The following is a 21,877-nucleotide window of genomic DNA, read 5'->3' on the forward strand; positions in this document are numbered from 1 at the left end:
GGTCAGAGGATTCTGTGGACGAACCAGGTCAGCCCGGTGACGGCGACGGCACCGGCCGCGGCCAGCTGCGCGACGGCCGACCACGCGTGCCGCCGCGCGAGAGCGATCAGCGGGAACAGCGCCGCGGCCAGCAGGAGGTGCCCGGCTTGGAGCCCGGCGACCACCCCGCCGAACGACGTCACCAGCTCCTGCCCGAACGGACCGTCGAAGCGCAGTTCGCCGGCCAGCGCGAGGCCGTGCAGCGCGCCGGCGACGGCCACCACCGGCAGGTGGAACCGTGGCTGCGTACCGCCGAGCGCGGTCCCGGCCGCGGCACCGGCCGTGTAGACGACTGTCAGCGCGACCAGCGGTCCGACGATGCCGGCGGGCAGGCTCGCCGACGTGGCCGAAGCGACCGTCAGGGCCAGGCCCTGCACCAGCGCGAACAGCGCCACCCGACCCATCAGGGCAGGCAGCGTGGTTGCGCCGAGCGCCAGCGCCACCACGAACAGCGCGCGGTCCAACCCACCGAGCGCCCGCGCGGCGCCGAGACCGAGCGCCCGCAGCACCGCCGGCCCGGCCTCCTGCTCGCCGGCGGAGAAGCTGGTGGTGCCGCCGTCCAGGACGGCCTGACCGCGCTCGCCGCCGAGGTCGTAGACGACCGTGGAGGTGTGGTCGTCGACGACGGCGTCGGAGCCGGTGCCGGTGGTCGTTCCGGGGTCGGGGCGCCCGTCGCTGGCCGGCCGGCCGGAGAAGACGGAGTAGCGCACCACGTAGTGGCCCGAGGTGCTGCCGTGGCAGTCGAAGTCGAGATCGAGGACCGCATAAGGAACGGCGGCCGCAGTAGTGTCCGATGCCGGCCGCTCCTCCAGGCCGGTGCCGTCGAGGGTCAGGTCGCAACGCACCCGGTCCGCGGCAACCTCGACGCGGCCGGTGAGGTAACGCTCCACCAGGTCGTGATGCTCGGTGAGTGCGGCGTTCCGGGCGGGGTCGTCGGGAGCTTCGATCGCGGCCGTACCCATGCCGGTGGCGCGGGCGAGGATCTCGTACTCGAGGCTGAGCCGGACGTCGACGTGGTCACCGTGGTCGCGGATCTCGGCGAAGCCGTCGCTCGTGCGCACGTGCGCGCCGGCCAGTCCGACGCCGAGCAGCAGTAGGGCCGCCGCCATCGCCAGGCCGGCCCACAGCAGCCGGGCCGGGGGCACGCGCATCGTCATGGGGACCTCTCCGGCGAAGGGGGCCGGTCATTCGCCGGAATCACCCTGGTTCGCCGGAGTTCCCGCCGGCAATGCTCGTCGCCCGTTCTTCGCCGACGGTTCGCGCCCGCTCCATCAGCTGGTCGACTGCGGGGCGATCTGCCTGCGACGATGTCGCAGGAGGTCGTCTCTACGGGAGCGGGGCGGGGCGGGACTGCGCTCCGCCGTCCGAACGGCGTATGGCGGGTGGTCTGGTGGGCATATAGCGCCACCAGACCACCCGCCATCGGTGCGGAATGGCTCAGGTCAGAGGCGGTGCGCCGCCGCGTCGTTGGCCTCGCCGGACTCCAGTGACACCAGCACCCAACGCGCCGAGCCGCCCGAGCCGGTCTCCGTCAGCGGCACCGTCACGCTGTGCCGCCCGGCGCTGACGTCCACGTCCTGCCGGCCGAGCACCGTCGTCCCGTCCCAGACGAACACCCGTGCCAGGCCACCGCGGCGGGCCCGCAGCCGCGCGGTCACCACGCCGTCGGCGGCCGAGGCGTCCTGGATCTCGATCGACCGGTCGCCCAGCGAACGCCAGCCGCCGAGCGGGACGTTGTCGCCGGCCGACTGCAGGATGCTCTGCGGCGAGTCGACGCTCAGGGCGGCGGTGTCCGGCAGCACCGGCTCGACCGGCGTCGCGGGCTGAGCCGGCAGGTCCGGCAGCGAGACGACGGCCCAGCGGTACGGGTCGGCCCGCACACCGCGCCAGGTGGACCAGCCGATGCGGGTCTGGGTGCTCTTGTCCTGGGTGTCGGAGTCGTTGACCAGGATGTTGAACCCGACGTGCTCGGGGTCGAGGGTGTCGGGCAGCACGTCGAACGGGATCTTCGCCACCAGCGTGTATCCGGTGTACGGGTCGCTGACGCTCGCGGCCACCTCCATGCCGGGGGCGGTCTCCGGGCCCGGACCCTGCCGGTTGTCGCGGTCGCGGTGGAAGCTCGGCGGATTGCCGTTCGCGGGGTCGTCGGTGATCGGGAAGATGCCGGCGATGAACACCGTCGACGTGTTGGCGGACGTGCCGCGCGGGTCGATGTTGATCTCGACGGAGTCGGTGCGCCGCTGCCGCTTCGTGTCCTCCGGAGGCAGCACGAAGCCCAGCGTGTCGTCGGTGACGTTCACGTACACGTAGAAGGCGTCGTCGGTGTACGTGATCTTGGCGTGCCCGGAGATGTCCTCCGCGGGCGCCTCGGTGCCCTCCCAGAGGGTCGAGATGTCGATGATCTCGCCGGGGAACTCGCTCTCGTCGACGTCGCCGGACACCCGCGGCGGGGTCGTGGCCTTCACCAGCGACAGCGCCGGCACCAGGAGCAGCGCGGCGGCCTGGGTGCCGCTGCCGCCGTCGTAGGTGGTGGTGATCTCGATCGGGTAGCGGCCGTCGTCGGGCGCCCGGTTCGACGTGGGCAGCGAGGTGTCGGTGTTGGTAACGGTGAACGTGACGGCGCCGGTGCCGCCGGGCGCCAGGTCCTGGTAGTCCTGTGAGGCAGGCGACACGCTGAACCCGTCGGGCGCGGACAGCGTGACGGTGCCGGATTGCGGCCGCTCGCCGGTGTTGGTCAGGTCGACGCGGACCTCGCGCGACAGTCCGCTGCCGAGCGCCAGCAGCGGCAGGATCAGGCTGTTCAGGTGCTCGACGCCGTTCGCGGCCGTCCAGGTGCGGAACTGCTCGATCTCCGGCAGCGGCTCGAGCGTGCCCCGGACGGGGGCGCCGACCTCCACCACCTCGCCGACGGTGCCGCTGCCGTGCCGCGGGGTGCTGAGGGTGCCGTGCAGGGTGAACCGCTCACCGATGACGGCGTCGGCGGGGACGGTGACGGCGAAGCGCGCGGCGGTGGCGCGTCCCGGCGCCAGCGTGCCCAGCCGGCCGGAGCCGGTGATGGTCCAGCCGTCGGGTACCTTGACGTCGACGACGGCTCCGGGCACCGGGCGGCGCGCTCCGGCCCGGGCGTGCGCCACCAGCTCGAACGTCGTGCCCGGCAGCACGTGGAAGCCCGGCGCCTCGAGGTAGAACTCGGTGCCAAGCGGTAGCCCGCCCGGCGCCTGTACGGCCGCGCCGTGGATGGCTGCCAGGTCCCCGGAGGTGGGCTCGGGATAGGGCGTGCGGGTGTCGATGAGGGTGAACCACTGGCTGGAGATGCGGGCGGGGTCGTCCGGCGGGAACGCACGGTTGCCCCAGCCCTGGGTGATGTACTCGCGGGCGGCCCAGGTCTTCACGACGCTCCACCGCTCGCCGCCGTGTCGCTCGGACACGGTGCCGTCCCAGGTGCCGAAGACGACGTCGGTGGGGACGCTCGGGGTGTAACCGGTGGTAGGCCCGTTCGGGCCGAGCGGCCCGGAGCCCACGGCGCCGCTCTGCAGGATGCGGCCGACCCGGTGGGGCGCGAAGCCCTCGTCGGCGTGCTCGGGGAAGCGGCTGGGGTCGGCTGCCGCGTAGTACGCCTCGACGGCCAGCTTGGCGGCCTGCTGGTGGTTGCCGTGGTTGCCGTCGGTGGCCGACGGGTTCATCGTGACGATCACGCTGGGGCGGGTGGCCCGCACGACGCGGACGATCCGGCCCAGGGTGCTGTCGTGGCCCCAGATCTGCTCGCTCAACGGTGCGCTGGCGGTGTAGTAGAAGTCGAGCCCGTCCAGGTTGTAGATGTGCTCGATGCCGGCGTAGGCGACCGCGCGCCGCTCCTCGGCCTCGCGCAGCAGGCCCAGCGGCGGGCCTTCCTCCAGGCCGACCGCGTTGCCGCCGCCCTCACCGCGGGTGATGGTGATGACCCCGGTCCGTACGCCCTGGTACTCGTTCCACTGACCGAGCGCTCCGAGGGTGCTGGCCTCGTCGTCGGGGTGGGCGCCGATGTAGAGGATGTCCAGTTTCACCACCCCTCCGGGCGCGGCGAGCGCCTGCTCGGCCGGGGTCAGCAGCCGCAGCCCGCTGGCGGCACCGACGGCCGCGGCGGTCACGGCTCCGGTGCCCCGCAGGAAGCTGCGGCGGTTCAGGTTCAGATCCATGTGAGCCCTCTCTACGACGCGCGACGACGGCGCGAACGACGGGATGGCGGACGCCGGCCGAGCGTCCCGGAAGGCCTTCGAAGTCACTCGAGTGTCGTCGGGCCGGGCATGGCCGCAGGACAGGTCGCCCCAGCTCAGCGCCTTGCACCGACGATGTCGAGGAGGCCTCCGCCCCCTCTCGTCGCCGGTCTGCCCGGCCTTCCTAGGTGGCGACCTTAGGGACGCGCCCAAGCCGTTGGCAAGAGTTCGCCAGCTTTTTCCTTCGGAGAACGAAAAATAACGAGCCGAGACCGGCCGTGTCCGAAACGTGTCTTGACCGACGAACTTCCTTCGCCGTAGAAAATAACCGTGAAGGCGAACTCCGAGGTCCCGGCGAGCCCCGTCAGGCGTGCACGCTCCCGGGAGATCAAGCGGTCCGCGGTGATCTCCGCGGCCCGTCAGGCCCGCCTGCTCTCGCGATCACAACTCACCGAACTGACCGGGCTGAGCCCCGCGACCCTCACCCCACTCGTCCGCGAGCTGATCGCGGAAGGCTACCTGATCGCGCGCGGTGCCGACTCGTCCCGAGCCGGCCGGCCGCGCGAGAAGCTCGAGTTCAATCCGCGGGCCGAACTGGTCGCCGCGGTGGCCCTGCGACCGCACCAGGCACGCTGCGAGATCGCCGACAGCGACGGCACGGTCATCGCCCACGACGACGTCCCGCTCGGGCCGGACATCGTCGCCACCATCTGCGACGTCGTGCCGCGGCTGGCCGGGACGGGGCGGCCGGAGCTGCGCGGCGTCGCCGTCGCGGTGCCCGGCGTCACGACCGATGGCGAGGTCCGGCTGGCCCCGTCCGTCGGGGTGGTCGAGACCCGCTCGATAGGCGACGGCATCCGCGAACGCCTCGGTGTCTCGGTCGTCGTCGACAACGACGTGAACCTCATGGTGGCCGGCGAGCACGCCGCCGGCGCCGGCGCCGACGTGCGCGACCTCATGCTGCTGCACGTCACCGACGGCGTGGGCGCCGGGCTCGTGCTCGACGGGCGGGTTCGCCGCGGCGCCTCCAGCGCCGCCGGCGAGGTCGGCTTCATGACGCTGGACAGCGACGCGCACACCCGCGACGGCATCGGCGCGTTCGAGGCGCGGTGGTCCGAGAGCGCCATCGCCGCCTACCTCGACGACGCCGGCGTCGACCGGGACGGCGCCAGCCCTGTCGCGGCCCTGATCGCCACTGCCGCCGGCGCTCCCGGCGCGGCGGCCACGGCCGCGGCCGGTGAGTACCTCGACGAGGTGCTCGTGGCGTGGTCGAGGCTGATCATCTCGTGCGCCTGCGTCGTCGACCCCGGACGGGTCCTGCTCAGCGGCGCCGCCGCGGAGCTCGACGACGCGGCACTGGCCCGGCTGCAGGAGCTCGTGGCCGCCGACGTGCCGGCGCCGGTGGAGATCCGCCGCGGCGCGCTGGGTGAGCGAGCGGTCCTGTACGGCGCCATCAGCTCCGCGCTCACGGCGGCCGGCCTGATGGTGATGCCACACCCCTGACCCCCGGAACGACCCGCGCACCGCATCACGCGCACACCGCACGTCACCCCAACACCCACGGAGGTATCCATGCGACGCCCCATCATCGTGCTCGGCGCGACCGTCGCGCTCGGCATGGTCGCGACCGCTTGCGGCGGCGACGACAGCGACACCACGTCCGGCGGCGGCTCGGAATCGAGCAGCCTGACCATCTACAGCGCGCGCGACTCCAACATCACGGACTTCGTGGTGGAGCGCTTCGAGGAGGAGTACCCGGAGTACGCCGGCAACGTCGAGGTGCTCAACCTGGGCGCCCAGGAGGTGCTCGAGCGAGTCCGCGCCGAGTCCGCCAACCCGCAGGCCGACGTCTGGTGGGGAGGCACCCAGCAGGGCCTGGACGCCGCGGCCGCCGAGGACCTGCTCGAGCCGATCGAGCCGGACTTCGCCGCCGACATCGAGGATGGGTACAAGGACCCGGAGGGCCGCTGGTTCGGTGAGATCCTGCTGCCCGAGGTCATCATGTACAACAACGCGGCGCTGTCCGCGGACGAGGCGCCGCAGGACTGGGACGACCTGCTCGACCCGAAGTGGCAGGACCAGATCATCATCCGCGACGTGGCCGCGTCGGGCACGATGCGCTCCATCTACGCCTCGATGATCCTCAAGGAGTCGCCCGACGGCATCGACCCGCAGCCGGGTTACGAGTGGCTGACCCAGCTGGACGCCAACACCGGTGAGTACGCCGCCAACCCGGCCGACCTGTACCTGAAGATGTCGCGTGAGCAGGGCATCCTCAGCGCCTGGAACCTCCAGGACATCCTCATCCAGGCCGAGCAGCAGAACATGCCGTTCAGCTACGTGATGCCCGCCTCCGGTGCGCCGGTGCTGGTGGACGGCGTGGCCGCGGTCGGCGGCGGCGACACCGAGGCCGCCACGCAGTTCCTGGAGTTCCTGTTCGACGACGAGCTGCGTGCCGAGCTGGCCGCGGACTTCTACCAGATCCCGACCGTCGAGATCTCCGAACAGCCGGAGTGGCTGGCCGAACTCGACCTGCAGCCGATGGACGTCGACTGGGCCACCATCGGTCAGAACGAGACCGAGTGGATCAACTACTGGAACGAGAACATCAAGAACAAGGGCTGACCCGCGCCGCGGGCGCCCGCACACCCCACTTCTGGAGACTTGCGCACGCTTCCCGGCGGGTTTTGGCGTGCACAAGTCTCCAGAAGTGGACGATGGAAGGTGAGACATGGTCGAGGTCCGGCTCGATGCGGTGAGCAAGATGTTCTCCCGCTCCGGCGCTCCCGCGGTCGACACGGTCGACCTGACCATCCGCGACGGTGAGTTCTTCACGCTGCTCGGCCCCAGCGGCTGCGGGAAGACGACGACGCTGCGGATGGTCGCCGGGTTCTACTTCCCGTCCGCGGGACGCATCTACTTCGGCGCCGACGACGTCACCCGGACGGCTCCGAACAAGCGCGACACCGGCATGGTGTTCCAGAACTACGCGCTGTTCCCGCACCTGAGCGTCGCCCAGAACGTCGGCTACGGTCTGAAGACCCGCAAGGTGCGCGGCCCCGAGGCCAAACGCCGCATCGACGAGGCGCTGGAGCAGGTGCACCTGTCCGGCTACGGCGCCCGCCGCATCGACCAGCTCTCCGGCGGCCAGCAGCAGCGGGTCGCGTTGGCACGCGCGCTGGTGATCCGGCCGCGCACGCTGCTGTTGGACGAGCCGCTGTCCAACCTCGACGCCAAACTGCGCGAGGAGACCCGGCTGGAGATCCGCCGCATCCAGCGTGAGGCCAACACGACCTCGATCTACGTCACGCACGACCAGTCCGAGGCGATGGCGATGTCCGACCGGATCGCCGTCATGAACGGCGGAACCGTCCAGCAGGTCGGCAGCCCCGAGGAGATCTACCGCCGCCCCGCCAACCGGTTCGTCGCCACCTTCATCGGCCGCAGCAACGTGCTGGAGCTGCCGGTCGTCGCGGCCGCCGCCGACCACGTCGACGTCGCCGGTCCCGACGGCGTCACGCTGCGGGCCGCGGCGCCGGAGGGACACGGGCTGCGTGAGCAGGGGACCGCGCTGGTGTCGGCGCGGCCGGAGAACATCCGGCTGACCGGGCCCGACGTCACCGGCAGCCTGCGCGCCACCGTCGTCGAGACCGAGTTCACCGGCATGGCGACCAACGTCGTGGTCGACCTCGCCGGGACCGAGCTGCACGTCGCCGCCGTCGAGATCCCCGCCGGGCTCACCGTCGGCGCCACCGTCGGCGTGGTGCTGCCGCCTGAGCACCTGTGGGTGGTCCGGCCGTGAGCGTCAGCACCTCCCCGGAGCCGGTCGCCACCCGGGACGCCCCCTCCGGGCCGACCCGCCGGCTGCGCGGCGGCGCCGTCACCGGGTCGCGGTGGTTCCCGTACCTGCTGGTGCTGCCGCTGGCTCTGGTGCTGTGGGGCTACATCGTGCAGCCGATGCTGGCGACGTTCTTCGAGAGCGTCGGGGAGAACGCCGGCGACAACTACACCGGCTTCCTGTCCAGCGGCGGCGTGGCCCGGCAGTCCCTGATCAACTCCATTCTCATCTCGGTGGCCAGCGTCGTGCTGTGCGGCGTCGTCGGGGTGGCGATGGCGTTCCTGCTGCGCCGGTTCCAGTTCCCCGGCCGGGGGCTGATCGAGGCGATCATCCTGGTGCCGGCGGCGCTGCCGCCACTCATCGGCGCCATCTCGTTCCAGCTGCTCTACAGCGAGACCGGCATCCTGCCGCGGGCGCTGCAGCAGCTGTTCGGCACCGAGGAACCGGTGCTGGCGGTGAGCGGGATCGCCGGCGTGCTGGTGGTCCACACGTTCACCATGTATCCGTTCTTCTACCTGGCCGCGTCAGCCGCACTGCGCGGGATGGACCCGTCGGTGGAGGAAGCGGCCTACAACCTGGGCGCCTCCCGGCTGCGGGTGTGGCGCACCGTGCTGCTGCCGATGCTGACTCCGGCCATGGTCTCCGGCGCGCTGCTGGTCTTCATGACGTCGCTGGCGTCGTACACCGCGCCGCTGCTGTTCGGCGTCGACCAGACCATGACCATGCAGATCTACATCAACCGCACGAACGGCGACATGCCGCTGGCGTCCACCTACGCCTCGGTGCTGGGCGTGGTGTCGATCCTGTTCCTGCTGGCCATGCGGTGGTACGAGGGCCGGCGGTCGTACCGGTCGCTGTCCAAGGGCGTCGCGAGCCACCGGCGCGAGGTGACCAACCCCCTGGGCCGCTGGCTGGCCATGGCCGGCTCCCTGGTGGGCGTGGCGGTGCTGCTGGCCCCGGTGGCGACGATCGGCCTGGTGGCGTTCTCGCGCGACGGCTCGTGGACCACGCAGGTCATCCCGTCGGAGTACACGACGGAGAACTTCCACACCATCTTCAACGACCCGCGCGCCTTCGAACCGATCCTCAACTCGCTCACCATCAGCGCGGTCGCCACCGCCGGCATCATCATCGTCGGCGTGCTCATCGCGTACGCGGTGCGCCGGCTGCGCTTCGTCGGCCGGTCGCTGCTGGACATCGGCGTCATGCTGGCGTGGGCGCTGCCCGGTACCGTCGTCGCGATCAACCTCATCGCGGCCTTCAGCACCGGCAACGTGTTCAGCTTCGGGCAGGTGCTGGTGGCGACGTTCTGGATCATGCCGCTGGCCTACTTCGTGCGGTTCCTGCCGATGGTGTTCCGCTCGACGTCGGCGGCGCTGGCGCAGACGGACCCGGCGCTGGAGGAGGCCGCGCGCAACCTCGGCGCGTCCTGGCCGCGGGCGTTCCTGACGGTGACCGTGCGGCTCGTGCTGCCCGGCGTCATGGCCGGCGCGCTGCTGGCATTCGTGCACGGCGTCGGCGAGTTCGTGGCGTCGGTGCTGATCTACACTTCGCAGACCGAGCCGATCTCCGTCGCCATCAACAACAGCATGTACCGGTTCGAGGTGGGCACCGCGGCCGCGTACGGCATGCTGCAGATCGCGTTGATCTTCGTTGTGATGCTCGTCAGCGGCCGGCTGGAACGCGGCCGGTCGTCCCGCGCGGCCAAGGAGGCGACCCAGTGGGCGTGACGGGGAACGGCGCGGCCCAGCTGGTCGACGCCACCCGGGTCACCGGGGCGGCCTGGCCGGACGCCGTCGCCGAAGCTGATTTCGCGGTGCTGCCGGTGGGTGCGTTCGAGTGGCATGGCCCGCACCTGCCTTTGGGTACCGACCTGCTGCTGGCCGAGGGGTTCGCGCGGGCGTGGGCGGACGAGGCCGGTTCCGGTTCCGGCGACGGTGATCCCGCCGGGCCCCGGGCCGTGCTCTACCCGGCCGTCGCGTACACCGCCTGCCCGGGGCAGACCCGGCCCTGGCCCGGCACCATCGGCGTGCGGCCGGAGGTGGCGCTGTCCTACCTGTGCGACGTGCTGGAAGGCATCGTCGCGGCCGGCTTCGTCCGGGTGCTCGTGGTCAACGGGCACGACGCCAACATGTCCATCGTCCGGGCGGCCATGGAATGGGTGTCCGGCCGGCAGCGCTGCAGCCTGCTGCTGGCCAACTGGTTCCAGCTGATCACGCCCGAGGAGACGACCGAGATCTTCGGCCCGCGGACGTCGCGCGGCCACGGCGGCGCCTACGAGACCAGCGGCGTGCTGGGCTTCGCTCCCTACGCCGTCGACCTGGCCGCAGCCGACGACCTGCCGCCGCGGCCGAAGTTGTCCACCCCGAGCCCGTACGTGCTGGTCGAGTCGCGGCCCACGCCGTGGGAGGGCTGGTCCGGGCACATCTCGCTGGTCGGCGACGACGCCGGCCGGCGGGTCCGCGACCTGGGGGCCCGGCGGCTGCGCGACCTCGTGGACGCCTGGCTGGCGGCGCCGCTGCCCGACGCCCCGGGCACCGACTCGCGTCCCGACCCGACACCCGACACAGGAGAGGCCGATGCCTGAGCAGGGCTTGACCGTCTACCAGGAGAACCACCTGCGGGTGGCGTTCGAGCACCACGCGGCCACCCTCTACGGGCCAATGGTGCAGGCCAGCCGCGCCCACGTGGTGATGCTCGCCGAGCAGGGTCTCGTCCCGGCCGAGCGGGCCGTGAGGCTGCTGCGCGGGCTGGAGACGATGCGCTCCGACGACCCGGCGGCGCTCACCTACGACGGGTCGGTCGAGGACGTCTACTTCACGATGGAGAAGCGCCTGGCCGCGGCCGCCGGCATCGACACGTCGGAGCTGGACGTCCAGTTGGCGCGCAGCCGCAACGACCTGGACCAGGGCATCTTCCGGATGATCCTGCGCGACCAGCTGGCCGCCGTCCAGGACGAGGTGCTGGCGACGGCGGGCGTGCTGCTGGACGCCGCGGACCGCTACGCCGACGTCGTCGTCATCGGCTACACGCACCGGCGCCCGGCGCAGCCCACCACCGTCGGGCACGTGCTGGCCGGTTACGCCGAGGCGCTGGCCGGGCAGGCCCGCGGGTACGCCGCGCTGCTCGACGACCTCAACGTGTCGCCGCTCGGCTCGTGCGCCTTCGCCGGGACGGACCTCGACATCAGTTCCGCACGGGTGGCCGAGCTGCTCGGCTTCGACGGACTGGTGGTGAACTCGTACGAAGCCGTGGCCGGTGCCGACCACCTGATGCGGGTGGCCACCGTCAACGCGCAGGCGCTGGCCACCGGCGCGCGGTTCGCCCGGACCCTGATGGACTGGCTGAGCTGGCAGTGGGTGACCACGCCGCCGGAGTTCACCCAGGGCAGCAGCATCATGCCGCAGAAGCGCAACCCGGTGGTGTTCGAACACCTGGTCTCCATGGCCGGGGCCACCGCCGCCGATGCCGCGTCCGTGCTGAACAACGTCGGCGCCGCCTGGTGGGAGGACTCCAACAACGCGACCACCGACGTGCAGGCGCGGCTGTGGGAGAGCAACGACCGGGCCCGCCGCTTCTTCCGGCTCCTCGGCGGGGTGAGCGCGCGGATCGAGCCGCTGACGCCGCCGTCGGCCGCCGCCATCGTCGCCACCGGCGCCACCACCACCGCGGCCACGGACGCGCTCACCGCGTCCGGGGTGCCGTTCCGCGGTGCGCACTCGCTGGCCGGCCGGCTGCTGCGGGAGGCCGAACCCGAGCAGTGGACGGTCGGCATGGTGCTCGAGGCGGCCGCCGCGCTCGGCCTGCCCGACGTGGGCGAGGAGGCGGCGAAGGAGCTGATCGCCGCCGCCAACGACCCTGCCCGGGTGCTGCTGCGCGCGCAGGCCGACGGTCCCGGTACCGCCGCGGTGCGCCGGCAGGTCGAGACGCTGCGCGGGAGCGTCGCCGAGTCCGCCGAGCACCTGGCAGGCTACCGGTCCCGGCTGGCCGCGGCCGCCGGCCGGCTCGACGACGTGGTGCGGGAGCGGATCGCCGCGTGAGCATGACGACGACGGGAGTGCTGCTGGGTATCGACTTCGGCGGCACCAAGATGGCCCTCGCGCTCGCCGAGCCGGACGGGTCCATCATCGAACGGCGCCGGCTGCCGACCAATGCCGTCGACGGCGCCCAGCGGGCCCTGGCGCGGGCACTCGACGCGGCGGAGAAACTGGTCTCCGACTCCGGCCGGCCGGTCCTGGCCGCGGGGGTGGCGACGCCCGGCGTGGTACGTCCCGACGGGATCGACCTCGCGCCGAACGTCCCCGGCTGGGGAGAACTGCGGCTGGCCGACGCGCTGCGGAAGCGCCTCGGTGACATGCCGGTGCCGGTGTGGAACGACGTCAACGCCGCCGCCCTCGCCGAGGTACACCACGGCCGGCTGCGCGGTGCCGACCCCGGCCTGGTGCTCGGCCTGGGCACCGGCGTCGCCGCGGCCGTCACCGTCGGCGGCCGGGTGGTGCCGGGCTTCCACGGCGCGGCCGGCGAGATCGGCTACACCCTGGCCGGCGCCGGTCCGCTGCACCCCGACGAGACCCACCTGGAAGCCGTCTTCGGCGGACGGGTCCTCGACGAGCTCGCCGCCACACACGGCCTGGCCCGGGGCGCGGCGGACCTCGTCGCCGCCGCGGACGCGGAGCTGCGCGACGCCGTCGACCGGCGCCTCGACACGATGTCCCGGGCCGTGATCGGCATGTGCCTGCTGCTCGACCCCGAGCGGGTGGTGCTGTTCGGCGGGCTCACCGGCAGCGAGCGCATCGTCGGACGGCTGACCGAGCGACTGCACGCGCACCTGCCGTTCCCGCCCGACGTGGTGATGTCCGGGTTCGCCCAGGACGCGCCGCTGGTGGGCGCGGTCACCCTGGCCGCGGACGCCGCGACCGTGCGCTGAGCGCGCGCGTCCGGGGAAGGTGTCGTGCCGCTTGCAATGGGCACCAATGACCAGCGGGCGCCGGCGTGCTTGCTGTCCTCTGGTAACGCCGTGCGCCGGAACACGGCCGGCAAACGCGACGACAGACCAGGTCGTTACCGGAAGCCAGCAAGCAAGCCCGGCCCGGAGTCAGGTCGCCTCGCGAGCTGCGCGGCCCTCGGGTGGTGCATATAGGTGCTCATTGCAAAGCCCGCTCACACGTATCGCCCGCGCGAACCAGCCGGGCACGGACGCGGCGCCGCGAGTCAGCTGACGGTGCGGTCAGCCCTTGACCGCGCCGCCCAGCCCCGCGCCGCGCAGGAACAGCCGCTGGAAGACCAGGAAGATCACGATCGGCAGTGCCATCGAGATCAGCAGCGCGGCGAGGAACACGTCCAGCTCCACGGTGTCGCGGATGATCGGCAGCCGCACCGACAACGGCTGCAGGGTCGGCTCCGGCAGCACGATCAGCGGCCAGAGGAAGTCCTTCCACGCGCTCAGGAACGCGAAGATCGACACCACTCCGAGGATCGGCTTCGACATGGGCAGCACCACCGACCACAGCAGCCGGAACGGCCCGGCGCCGTCCACCCGGGCGGCCTCGTAGACGTCCCGTGGCAGCGCGTCCATGAACCGCTTGACCAACAGCACGTTGAAGGCGTTCGCGCCCGCCGGCAGCCACACCGCCCAGTAGGTGTTCAGCAGGGACGTGTTCAGCAGCGGCAGGTCCAGGACGGTGAGGAACAACGGCACGAGCACCACGACGCCGGGCACGAACAGTGTCGCCAGCACCGCCGCGGTGACCACCCGCGTGTACCGCGGCCGCAGTACCGACAGCACGAAGCCGCCCGTGGTGGCGACCAGCAGCTGGACGAACCAGGAGCCGAGCGCCACCCACACCGTGTTGGTGAAGTAGTGGCCGATCTGGGCCTGGTTCCACGCCGTGGCGAGGTTGGCCCAGTCGATGCCGCTGGGCCAGAACGCCATCGGGGTACGCAGCGTGTCCTGGGTGGTGCTGACGGCGGCCCGGGCCAGCCACAGCATCGGACCCACGCAGGCCACGACCAGCAACACCAGCACCGAGCCCTGGGCGGCGCGCAGCGTCCACCGGGTACCGGGTCGCCGCCAGTCGAACACGGACAGGATGCCGCGCTCGGCCTCGGTGGTGCGAGCCGCCGCGGCGCGTGGCCGCAGCCGTCGCCGTCGTCGCCGGTCGTCGTCCGCGGGCGAGCGGTCGGTCGGTGGGGGAGCGGCGGCCGCGCGGACGCCGTCGGGAACCTGAACCGTCTCGCTCATGAGGTGCTCCACGCTCGGGTGGCCCGGAAGTACAGTGCCGACATCACCGCGAGGAACAGCGCGAGCAGCACCGACAGGGCCGTCGCGGCTCCGTAGTCGCCGAAGCGGAAGGCGTAGTCGTAGATCTGCAGCAGAACCGTGGTGGTGGCGTGCTGCGGGCCACCGTTCGTCATCAGATACGGCTCGGTGAACACCTGGAAGGTGGCGATGACCTGCAGGATGAGGGTGATCAGCAGGACGCCGCGCAGCTGCGGCAGGGTGACGTGCCAGACCTTGCGGGCCAGGCCAGCGCCGTCCATCTCGGCGGCGTCGTACAGCTCCGCGCGGACACCGGTCAGCGCGGCCAGGTAGATGAGTACCGTCGCCCCGGCGTTCGCCCAGGTGGCCTGGAGCACCAGCGACGGCATCGCCGACGACGCGTCCTGGATCCAGGCGAACGGCCCCACCCCGGCCCAGCCGAGAATCGTGTTGAACACCCCGGTCTCGCTGGCGTCGTAGAAGAACCGCCACAACAGCACCGCCACCACCGGCGGCACCACCACCGGCAGGTACGCCAGCGCGCTGTAGAGGCCCTTGCCGCAGCGCAGCTCGCTCATCAGGACCGCCAGCACCAGCGGCGCCGGGTAACCGAACACCAGCGCCAGCAGGGTGAAGTACGCGGTGTTGCGCACCGACGTCCAGAACAGCGGATCGCCGAGCACCCGGGTGAAGTTGTCCAGCCCGACCCAGACCGGATCGGCGACCATGTTGGTCTCCTGGAAGCTCATCACCACGGCCCGCCCGATCGGGAACCACGCGAAATAGCCGAACACCAGCAGCAGTGGGAGCAGGAGCAGCAGTGCGCTCAGCCCGCCGCCGCGTACCCACCGGATCGTCGCGCCCACGGCGCCCTCCCCGCGTCGTCGCGTCAGGACAGGTGGAACGCCCCGCGGGTCGCGGCCGGTGCGGTCGCGCGACCCGCGGGGCGGCCTCGGGTCAGCCCGCCTCGACCAGCGAGCTGACGTTGTCGTTCGCCGTGCGCAGCAGCGCCTCGATGTCGGCGTTCTCGTCGGTCAGGACGCCCTGCACGACGGCGTCCAGCTCGGCGTAGAGATCCTGTGCCTTGACCGGCGGCTCCGGCACCAGCGGCTGGTCCAGGATGGCTTCTTTGAACGGCATCATCTGGTGCAACGGCACGTTGACCAGGTCGGCCACCCAGGCGTCCGACCGCGCCAGCTGCTCGGCGTCGAAGATCGGCAGCGCCGGCGTGCCCAGCGGCGCGTCCGAGGCCACCAGCGCCTCGGCGTCGGCCACCGCGGCCTCCTGCTCGGTCAGCTTGCTCATGTAGAAGAAGTCGATCCACTTCACGGCGGCGGCGCGCTCTTCGTCGGAGGCGTCCGGCCGGACCCCGACGATGGTGCCGCCGCCCAGCACCCCGGCGTCGTCGCCCTCCAGCGGCAGCACCGTCAGCCCGTAGCTGTCCGGGTCGATGCCGTTCTCGGTGACCAGGCTGTTGTAGACGTCCGAGCCCCCGATGTACATCCCCACCTGGCCGGCCGCGAACGCCTGGTTGATGGTGCCCCAGTCGAACAGGAAGTTGTCGCCCATCGAGTCGTCCTCCCACCGCATCGCCTGGAGCAGCTCCAGGGCCTGGCGGGCACCCTCGTTGTCGAGCGTGGCGGTGACGTCGTCGCCCACGCCCTCCTCCATGCGCCCGCCGAGGGCGTAGGTGAGGGTGGTCAGGATCCAGCCGCCGGTGTTGTTCTGGCTCATCTGCGCGAAGCCGGCCTGGCCGGTCGCCTCCGCGATGGCGTCGGCGTACTCGCGCACCTCGTCCCAGGTGGTGGGTGGCTGGTCCGGGTCGAGCCCGGCCTGCTCGAACAGGGCCCGGTTGTAGTGCAGGCCCATGCCGTAGGCCGCGGCCGGGACGGCGTAGATGTTGCCGGCGTCGTCCTGGGCGACCTCCAGCACGCTGGGGTTGAAGTCACCGGCGTAGGGGAGTTCCTGGACCTCGGCGGTGATGTCGGCGAGCTGGCCGCGCTCGATCAGCGCCTGGCCGTCGGTGAACGGGAACTCGAACGTCGTCGGCAGGGTGCCGCCGGCCAGCTGGGCCGCGAACGTCGTGACGTCCCACTCGTACTCGCTGGGTTCGACGGTGATGTCCGGGTTCGCGGCCTCGAACTCCTCCACCCGGGCGAGGAACGCCTCGCGGGTGGCCGCCTCGGTCGATGGCGGCAGGTTGCTGACGCTGATGGTGACCTGTTCGCCGCCGGTGCCGTTCTGCTGGCCGGCGCCGCCCGACGCGGGATCGTCGTCGGAACCGCACGCGGCGAGGAGTCCGAACGCCATCGCCGCCGCGGCCACGGCCCCGGCGTGCTTGCGTGTGCTGATCATGTCGTGCTCCATCCCTCGGTGCCGCTGCGTCGCGGCGTCAGGTGGACGGGGTTCGTGGTGGTGCCGCTCGTGCGGTCCGGCAGTCGCAGCCAGACGGCGGCGTCGGAAGCGAGCCGGCCGTCGTCGAGGTCCGCGCTGGACAGCAGGACCTCCTCGTGTTCGGGCAGGGCGGCGGGGTGCGCCGACAGGTTGACGACGCACGCGAACCGTTCGCCACGGCGGAACGCGAGCACGTCGGGTGGCGAGTCGATCCAGCTCATCGGACCGTCACCGAGATCGGGCTCGGCGCGGCGCACCCGCAGCGCCGTCCGGTAGAGGCTGAGAGTGGAAGCGGGGTCGGCACGTTGCGCGTAGACGGTGAGCGGGCCCCAGTCCCGCGGTTGCGGCAGCCACGGGTGACCGGTGGCGTCCGCCGGGCTGAACCCGTACGGCGGCGCGTCGCCCGACCACGGCAGCGGCACACGGCAGCCGTCGCGACCCGGGTCGACGCCGCCGGAGCGGGCGTGCATCGGGTCCTGGATGCGTTCCGGGTCGATGTCCTCGACCTCCGGTAGGCCCAGCTCCTCGCCCTGGTAGATGTACACCGAGCCGGGCAGGCTCAGCGACAGCAGCGCTGCGGCCCTGGCCCGGCGCAGGCCGAGCTCGAGGTCGGTGGAGGTGCCGGCGCGTTTGGCGGCGAAGGCGAACGACGTGTCCGCCCGCCCGTACCGGGTGGGCGGCCGGGTGACGTCGTGGTTCGACAGCACCCAGGTGGCGGGCGCCCCGACGGCGTCGTGCAGACGCAGGGACGTCTCGATGCTCTTCCGCAGCCGCCGCGGGTCCCACGGGCAACTGAGGAAGTCGAAGTTGAAGACGGTGTGCAGCTCGCCGGGCCGTAGGTAGCGGGCCAGCCGCTCCAGGTCCTCGAGCCAGATCTCGCCGATCAGCACCCGCGGCTCGGAGTAGCCGTCGGCGACCCGCCGCCAGCTGCGGTAGATCTCGTGCACCTCGTCCCGGTCGGTGTGCACGTGCTCACCGGGCGCGTGGTCATGGTCGAGGTCGGGCAGGTCGGCGTGCTTGACCAGCAACCCGGCGGAGTCGATGCGGATGCCGGCGGCGCCGCGATCGAACCAGAACCGCAGGATCTGCTCGTGCTCGTGCCACACCAGCGGGTGCGTCCAGTTGAGGTCCGGCTGCTCGGGCGCGAACAGGTGCAGGTACCACTCGCCGGGCGTGCCGTCGGCGTTCTTGGTGCGGGTCCAGGCCGGGCCGCCGAAGATGGACGACCAGTCGTTCGGCGGTTCGGTCCCGGCGTGGCCGCGGCCGGGCCGGAACCAGAACCGCTCCCGCGAGGGCGACCCGGGCGCTGCGCTCAGCGCCGCGCGGAACCACGGGTGCTGGTCGGACACGTGGTTGGGGACGACGTCGACGATGGTGCGCAGCCCGTGGTCGCGAGCCTCGGCGATGAGCTGCTCGGCCTCGTGGAGCGTGCCGTAGGCCGGGTCGATGTCGCGGTAGTCGGCGACGTCGTAGCCGCCGTCGGCCATGGGGGACGGGTACCACGGGTTGAACCACAGCGCGTCGACGCCGAGGTCCTTGAGATAGGGGAGGCGCCGGCGGACACCGGCGAGGTCACCGGTGCCGTCGCCGTTCCCGTCGGCGAAGCTGCGCACGTAGACCTGGTAGATGACGGCGCTGCGCCACCATGCGGCGGCTGCGCGGTGACTCTCGGTGGTGGGGTCCTGGCCCATGGCGGTCACCGTAACGATGGAGACCGCTGTGCGCAAGAGTTGAACGAAAAGCTGAAAGAAGACGATTCTCGGATGAGGTGCTGGCTGCTGCCGACCGGTTGACCGTCTCCGGGCTGGGTCGACGCCCGATGATCACGGGGCTGGTGCGGTGGACCCGCGCACCACGAGTTCCGGCTCGAACAACAACTCGTCGGACTCCACGGCGCTGCCGGCGATCAGCCCCACCAGCAGGTCCACCGCTGCCTTGCCCATCGCCTCGATGGGCTGGCGGACCGTGGTCAACGGCGGCTCCGTGCAGTTCATCAGCGCGGAGTCGTCGTAGCCGACCACGGAGACGTCACGCGGCACGCTGCGGCCGGCCCGCTTGGCCGCGCGGATGGCGCCCAGGGCCATGGGGTCGCTGGCGCAGATGACGGCAGTGACCCCGCGGCGCAGCAACCGGCTGGCGGCCGCCTGGCCGCCTTCGAGCGAGTGCATGGCGTGCTCGATGTGGTCCTCGGGCAACTCCGCCCCCGCGGCGGCCAGCGTCGAGCGTGCCGCGGCCAGCTTGCGCTGCGACGGCACGTGGTCGTCGGGCCCGAGGATGAGGCCGATCCGGGTGTGCCCCAGCGCCAGCAGGTGGCCCGCGGCCTGCTCGGTCGCGACCGCGTCGTCGCAGGACACCCGCGGGAACGGCAGCTCGTCGATGCCTGCGTTGACCATGACCGTCGGCAGCTTCCGCTCGATCAGGCGCGCGTAGTGGCCGTGCACGCCGTTGCGGCCGCTGTACAGGCCGCCGGCGAACAGGACGCCGGACACCCGCTGCTGGAACAGCAGCTCGAGATAGTCGGCCTCGGACACGCCGCCGACGGTCTGCGTGCACAGCACCGGGGTGAGACCCTGCTGGGCCAGCGACCCGCCGACGACGTCGGCGAACGCCGGGAAGATGGGATTCTGCAGCTCCGGCAGGACCAGGCCGACCAGCCGCGCCCGCTCGCCGCGCAGCTTGGTGGGCCGTTCGTATCCGAGCACGTCCAAGGCGGTGAGCACCGCCTCGCGGGTGGTCTCGGAGACGCCGGGACGCCCATTGAGCACCCGGCTCACCGTCGCCTCGCTCACGCCGACTTTCGCGGCAACCTCAGTCAGTCGTCCCGTCATGGCCGAAAGCATACGACAGGATCATGCAAGAATTTTGCGTTGCTGCCGAGCGAGCCAGGTGTGGTGGGTGAGAGCGGCCGAGTCGATGCGGGATCGGGGCCGCCATGGTGACCCGGATCTCGCAACCATCACGGGCGTCAGTGCTCGGGCGTCGTGAGGACGGGCTCCTCGGCGAGGGCCGCCGGTGGCGGCTCGGGGGTCTTCGACAGCGCGCTCGGCCACCACATCCACCGGCCGATGTCGAGGTTGAGCGACGTCACCAGGATCGAGCGGACGATCATGGTGTCGAGCAGGACGCCGAGTGCCACCGCGATACCGATCTCGGCGAACGCCACCACCGGCAGCGTCGCCAGCACCGCGAACGTCCCCGCCAGCACCAGGCCGGCGGACGTGATGACGCCGCCGGTGGCGGCCAGTCCGATGAGCGCTCCGCGCCGGGTGCCGTGAACCTTCGCCTCCTCGTGCACCCGGGTCATCAGGAAGATGTTGTAGTCGATGCCCAGCGCCACCAGGAACACGAAGACGAACAACGGGAACGCGGTGTCGGCGCCGGCGAAGCCGAGGAGGTGCTCGAAGATCAGCGCACTGAGCCCCAGCGCCGCGGCGAACGACAGCACCACGGTCGCGATCAGCACCAGCGGCGCGATCAGCGCCCGCAACAGCGCCGCCAGGATGACGAACACCGCCACCAGCACGAGCGGCATGATCACCGCGCTGTCGCGGCTGGCGGCGTCCTGCGCGTCCAGGTTGATCGCGGTGCTGCCGCCGACCAGCGCGTCGGCGTTCGGCACGGCCTGTACGGCGTCGCGCACTCGCAGCACTGTGTCGCGGGCCTCATCGCTGTCCGGCGCCGCCTCCAGCGTGCCCTCCAGGTAGGCGACGCCGTCCACCGCCGCCGGCTCGGTCACGTCGGCGATCCCCGGCGTCTCCGCGAAGGCCGCGCGGACGTCGTCGGCGGCCCCGGCGTCACTGACCACGACGACCGGGCTGCCGGTGCCGGCCGGGAAGTGCCGGGCCAGGGCCTCTTCACCGGTGATCGAGGCGGGCCGGTCGACGAACGCGTCCCGGTTGGGCAGCACACCGGTGTCGAGGCCGAGCAGACCCAGCGCCATCGCGCCCAGCGCCAGCGACGTGCCGATCCACACGCCGCGCGGACGGCCGGCGATGCGCCGCCCCACCCTGGCCCAGAAGCCCCGCTCGGTCGGTTCCGGCGAGCCGAACCGAGGGCGGGCCGGCCAGAACACCCAGCGCCCGACCACGACGAGCACGGCCGGCAGGAGCGTCAGCATGGCCGCCAGACCGATGACCACGCCGATCGCGAGCACCGGGCCCATGCCGCGGGTTGAGTTCATGTCGGCGGCGAGCAGGCACAGCATGCCCACGGCGACGGTGGACGCACTGGCCACGATGGCGGGGCCGGCCCGGTGCAGGGCGAACGCCATCGCCTCGTGCCGGTCCTCGTGGCGGCGCAGTTCCTCGCGGTACCGGGCGATCAGCAGCAGCGCGTAGTCGGTGCTGGCGCCGAAGACGAGCACCAGCAGGATGCCTGCGGTCTGCCCGTTGACGGTCACGTCGGCGTACTCGGCCAGCAGGTACACGACGGCCTGCGCGGCGGTGAGCGCGGTGAACGCGGAGAACACCGGGATGATCCAGAGCACCGGGCTGCGGTAGGAGACCAACAGGATCACGATGACGACGGTCATGGCGGCATAGAGCAGGGTGCTGTCGATGCCCTCGAATGCCTCGGCGAAGTCCGCGGCCACGCCGGCGGGACCGGCGACGTACGCCGTCAGCCCGTCCGGCCCGTCGGAGACGATTCCACCCATCGCGTCGACGGTCTCGCCGAGCTCGAACCATCCGCCGTCGCCGGGATCCACCTGCGCGATGATCTGCAGCGCTTCGCCGTCCTCGGACGGGATCGGGCCCATCACCTGACCAGTGACCGCGTCGAGGGTGCCGAAGCGCTCGGCGTCGGCGGCGGCTTTCGCCTGGTCGTCGGGTGTGATGCCGCCCGGCCGCTCGTAGACGATGATGGCCGGCACCTCTTCGCCGGTCTGGAACGCCTCCTGCTGCACCTCGAACACCTGGGTCGACTCGGCGTTGCCCGGCAACCACGACGCGGCGTCGTTCTCCTGCGCGCCGGTGAGCTCGGCCGACAGCGGGAAGGCCGCTGCCAGGACCGCGAGCCAGAAGACGACCACGATCCACTTGCTTCGCCTGCCACACACCACCGTGCCGAGCCTGCGCCTCGATGCCCCCATGACCACCACTCCTCGGCCGGCGGACCGGCCCCCCGTCGGAGTTGGACCCGCACGATTCTAGGGCC

15 protein-coding genes are annotated in these 21,877 nt (G+C 71.9%); 7 read left to right on the forward strand and 8 right to left on the reverse strand.

The window, feature by feature from the left end:
• Nucleotides 1-2 precede the first annotated feature (2 nt).
• Together JIAGA_RS0117820 and JIAGA_RS30610 are read right to left on the reverse strand one after the other, a co-directional pair.
• Nucleotides 3-1,196 carry a HupE/UreJ family protein gene (locus tag JIAGA_RS0117820; protein ID WP_026876715.1) on the reverse strand — a complete coding sequence of 398 codons (1,194 nt, stop codon included), beginning with the start codon at nucleotides 1,194-1,196 and terminating at the stop codon, nucleotides 3-5.
• 285 nt (nucleotides 1,197-1,481) lie between these two features.
• Nucleotides 1,482-4,214 (reverse strand): PIG-L family deacetylase, encoded by a 2,733-nt coding sequence (locus JIAGA_RS30610; RefSeq protein WP_084470372.1) that lies wholly within the window; start codon nucleotides 4,212-4,214, stop codon nucleotides 1,482-1,484.
• Between the two features lie 348 nt (nucleotides 4,215-4,562).
• Between JIAGA_RS30610 and JIAGA_RS0117835 the strand changes: the two genes are divergently transcribed.
• The 7 genes from JIAGA_RS0117835 to JIAGA_RS0117865 all read left to right on the forward strand — a co-directional run bounded on the left by JIAGA_RS0117835 (nucleotide 4,563) and on the right by JIAGA_RS0117865 (nucleotide 12,997).
• Nucleotides 4,563-5,735: an ROK family protein gene (locus JIAGA_RS0117835; RefSeq protein ID WP_035812664.1), complete on the forward strand. Its 1,173-nt coding sequence runs from the start codon at nucleotides 4,563-4,565 to the stop codon at nucleotides 5,733-5,735.
• A 69-nt stretch (nucleotides 5,736-5,804) separates the two neighbouring features.
• A complete protein-coding gene (locus JIAGA_RS0117840) occupies nucleotides 5,805-6,857 on the forward strand; it encodes an extracellular solute-binding protein (protein WP_026876717.1) in 1,053 nt (350 codons plus the stop codon).
• Nucleotides 6,858-6,963: 106 nt separating this feature from the next.
• The gene (locus tag JIAGA_RS0117845) at nucleotides 6,964-8,034 is read left to right on the forward strand and encodes an ABC transporter ATP-binding protein (protein WP_026876718.1); all 1,071 of its coding nucleotides are present in this window, start codon (nucleotides 6,964-6,966) and stop codon (nucleotides 8,032-8,034) included.
• A complete protein-coding gene (locus JIAGA_RS30615; RefSeq protein ID WP_051426686.1) occupies nucleotides 8,031-9,800 on the forward strand; it encodes an ABC transporter permease in 1,770 nt (589 codons plus the stop codon). The genes JIAGA_RS0117845 and JIAGA_RS30615 overlap by 4 nt, the downstream gene beginning before the upstream one ends.
• Nucleotides 9,791-10,657 (forward strand): creatininase family protein, encoded by an 867-nt coding sequence (locus tag JIAGA_RS0117855; RefSeq protein WP_026876719.1) that lies wholly within the window; start codon nucleotides 9,791-9,793, stop codon nucleotides 10,655-10,657. Before JIAGA_RS30615 ends, JIAGA_RS0117855 begins: the two co-directional genes overlap by 10 nt.
• The gene (locus JIAGA_RS30620; protein ID WP_084469769.1) at nucleotides 10,650-12,110 is read left to right on the forward strand and encodes an argininosuccinate lyase; all 1,461 of its coding nucleotides are present in this window, start codon (nucleotides 10,650-10,652) and stop codon (nucleotides 12,108-12,110) included. The genes JIAGA_RS0117855 and JIAGA_RS30620 overlap by 8 nt, the downstream gene beginning before the upstream one ends.
• A 2-nt stretch (nucleotides 12,111-12,112) precedes the next feature.
• Entirely contained in the window at nucleotides 12,113-12,997 is an 885-nt protein-coding gene (locus JIAGA_RS0117865; RefSeq protein WP_026876720.1) for an ROK family protein, read from the forward strand.
• A 300-nt stretch (nucleotides 12,998-13,297) separates the two neighbouring features.
• On the opposite strand, the gene JIAGA_RS0117870 is transcribed toward JIAGA_RS0117865, so the two are convergent.
• The 6 genes from JIAGA_RS0117870 to JIAGA_RS0117895 form a co-directional block, all read right to left on the reverse strand.
• A complete protein-coding gene (locus tag JIAGA_RS0117870; protein ID WP_026876721.1) occupies nucleotides 13,298-14,311 on the reverse strand; it encodes a carbohydrate ABC transporter permease in 1,014 nt (337 codons plus the stop codon).
• Nucleotides 14,308-15,195 (reverse strand): carbohydrate ABC transporter permease, encoded by an 888-nt coding sequence (locus JIAGA_RS0117875; RefSeq protein WP_026876722.1) that lies wholly within the window; start codon nucleotides 15,193-15,195, stop codon nucleotides 14,308-14,310. Before JIAGA_RS0117875 ends, JIAGA_RS0117870 begins: the two co-directional genes overlap by 4 nt.
• Nucleotides 15,196-15,286: 91 nt before the next feature.
• On the reverse strand, nucleotides 15,287-16,684 hold the full coding sequence (locus tag JIAGA_RS0117880; protein ID WP_026876723.1) for an ABC transporter substrate-binding protein: 1,398 nt from the start codon (nucleotides 16,682-16,684) through the stop codon (nucleotides 15,287-15,289).
• Nucleotides 16,681-18,414: a glycoside hydrolase family 13 protein gene (locus tag JIAGA_RS30625; RefSeq protein WP_051426687.1), complete on the reverse strand. Its 1,734-nt coding sequence runs from the start codon at nucleotides 18,412-18,414 to the stop codon at nucleotides 16,681-16,683. Before JIAGA_RS30625 ends, JIAGA_RS0117880 begins: the two co-directional genes overlap by 4 nt.
• A gap of 132 nt (nucleotides 18,415-18,546) precedes the next feature.
• The gene (locus tag JIAGA_RS0117890) at nucleotides 18,547-19,551 is read right to left on the reverse strand and encodes a LacI family DNA-binding transcriptional regulator (RefSeq protein ID WP_026876724.1); all 1,005 of its coding nucleotides are present in this window, start codon (nucleotides 19,549-19,551) and stop codon (nucleotides 18,547-18,549) included.
• 137 nt (nucleotides 19,552-19,688) lie between these two features.
• Complete coding sequence (locus tag JIAGA_RS0117895; protein ID WP_035812665.1) at nucleotides 19,689-21,812, reverse strand: MMPL family transporter; 2,124 nt, start codon at nucleotides 21,810-21,812, stop codon at nucleotides 19,689-19,691.
• Between the last annotated feature and the right edge of the window lie 65 nt (nucleotides 21,813-21,877).

It is taken from the genome of Jiangella gansuensis DSM 44835, from assembly GCF_000515395.1.
Lineage (GTDB): Bacteria > Actinomycetota > Actinomycetes > Jiangellales > Jiangellaceae > Jiangella > Jiangella gansuensis.

What these genes read in the sequence shown, in the direction of transcription:
- JIAGA_RS0117820 (WP_026876715.1), bottom strand. Translation starts at nt 1,196, where the DNA reads ATGACGATGCGCGTGCCCCCGGCCCGGCTGCTGTGGGCCGGCCTGGCG.
- JIAGA_RS30610 (WP_084470372.1), bottom strand. Translation starts at nt 4,214, where the DNA reads ATGGATCTGAACCTGAACCGCCGCAGCTTCCTGCGGGGCACCGGAGCC.
- JIAGA_RS0117840 (WP_026876717.1), top strand. Translation starts at nt 5,805, where the DNA reads ATGCGACGCCCCATCATCGTGCTCGGCGCGACCGTCGCGCTCGGCATG.
- JIAGA_RS0117845 (WP_026876718.1), top strand. Translation starts at nt 6,964, where the DNA reads ATGGTCGAGGTCCGGCTCGATGCGGTGAGCAAGATGTTCTCCCGCTCC.
- JIAGA_RS30620 (WP_084469769.1), top strand. Translation starts at nt 10,650, where the DNA reads ATGCCTGAGCAGGGCTTGACCGTCTACCAGGAGAACCACCTGCGGGTG.
- JIAGA_RS0117865 (WP_026876720.1), top strand. Translation starts at nt 12,113, where the DNA reads ATGACGACGACGGGAGTGCTGCTGGGTATCGACTTCGGCGGCACCAAG.
- JIAGA_RS0117870 (WP_026876721.1), bottom strand. Translation starts at nt 14,311, where the DNA reads ATGAGCGAGACGGTTCAGGTTCCCGACGGCGTCCGCGCGGCCGCCGCT.
- JIAGA_RS0117880 (WP_026876723.1), bottom strand. Translation starts at nt 16,684, where the DNA reads ATGATCAGCACACGCAAGCACGCCGGGGCCGTGGCCGCGGCGGCGATG.
- JIAGA_RS30625 (WP_051426687.1), bottom strand. Translation starts at nt 18,414, where the DNA reads ATGGGCCAGGACCCCACCACCGAGAGTCACCGCGCAGCCGCCGCATGG.
- JIAGA_RS0117890 (WP_026876724.1), bottom strand. Translation starts at nt 19,551, where the DNA reads ATGACGGGACGACTGACTGAGGTTGCCGCGAAAGTCGGCGTGAGCGAG.
- JIAGA_RS0117895 (WP_035812665.1), bottom strand. Translation starts at nt 21,812, where the DNA reads ATGGGGGCATCGAGGCGCAGGCTCGGCACGGTGGTGTGTGGCAGGCGA.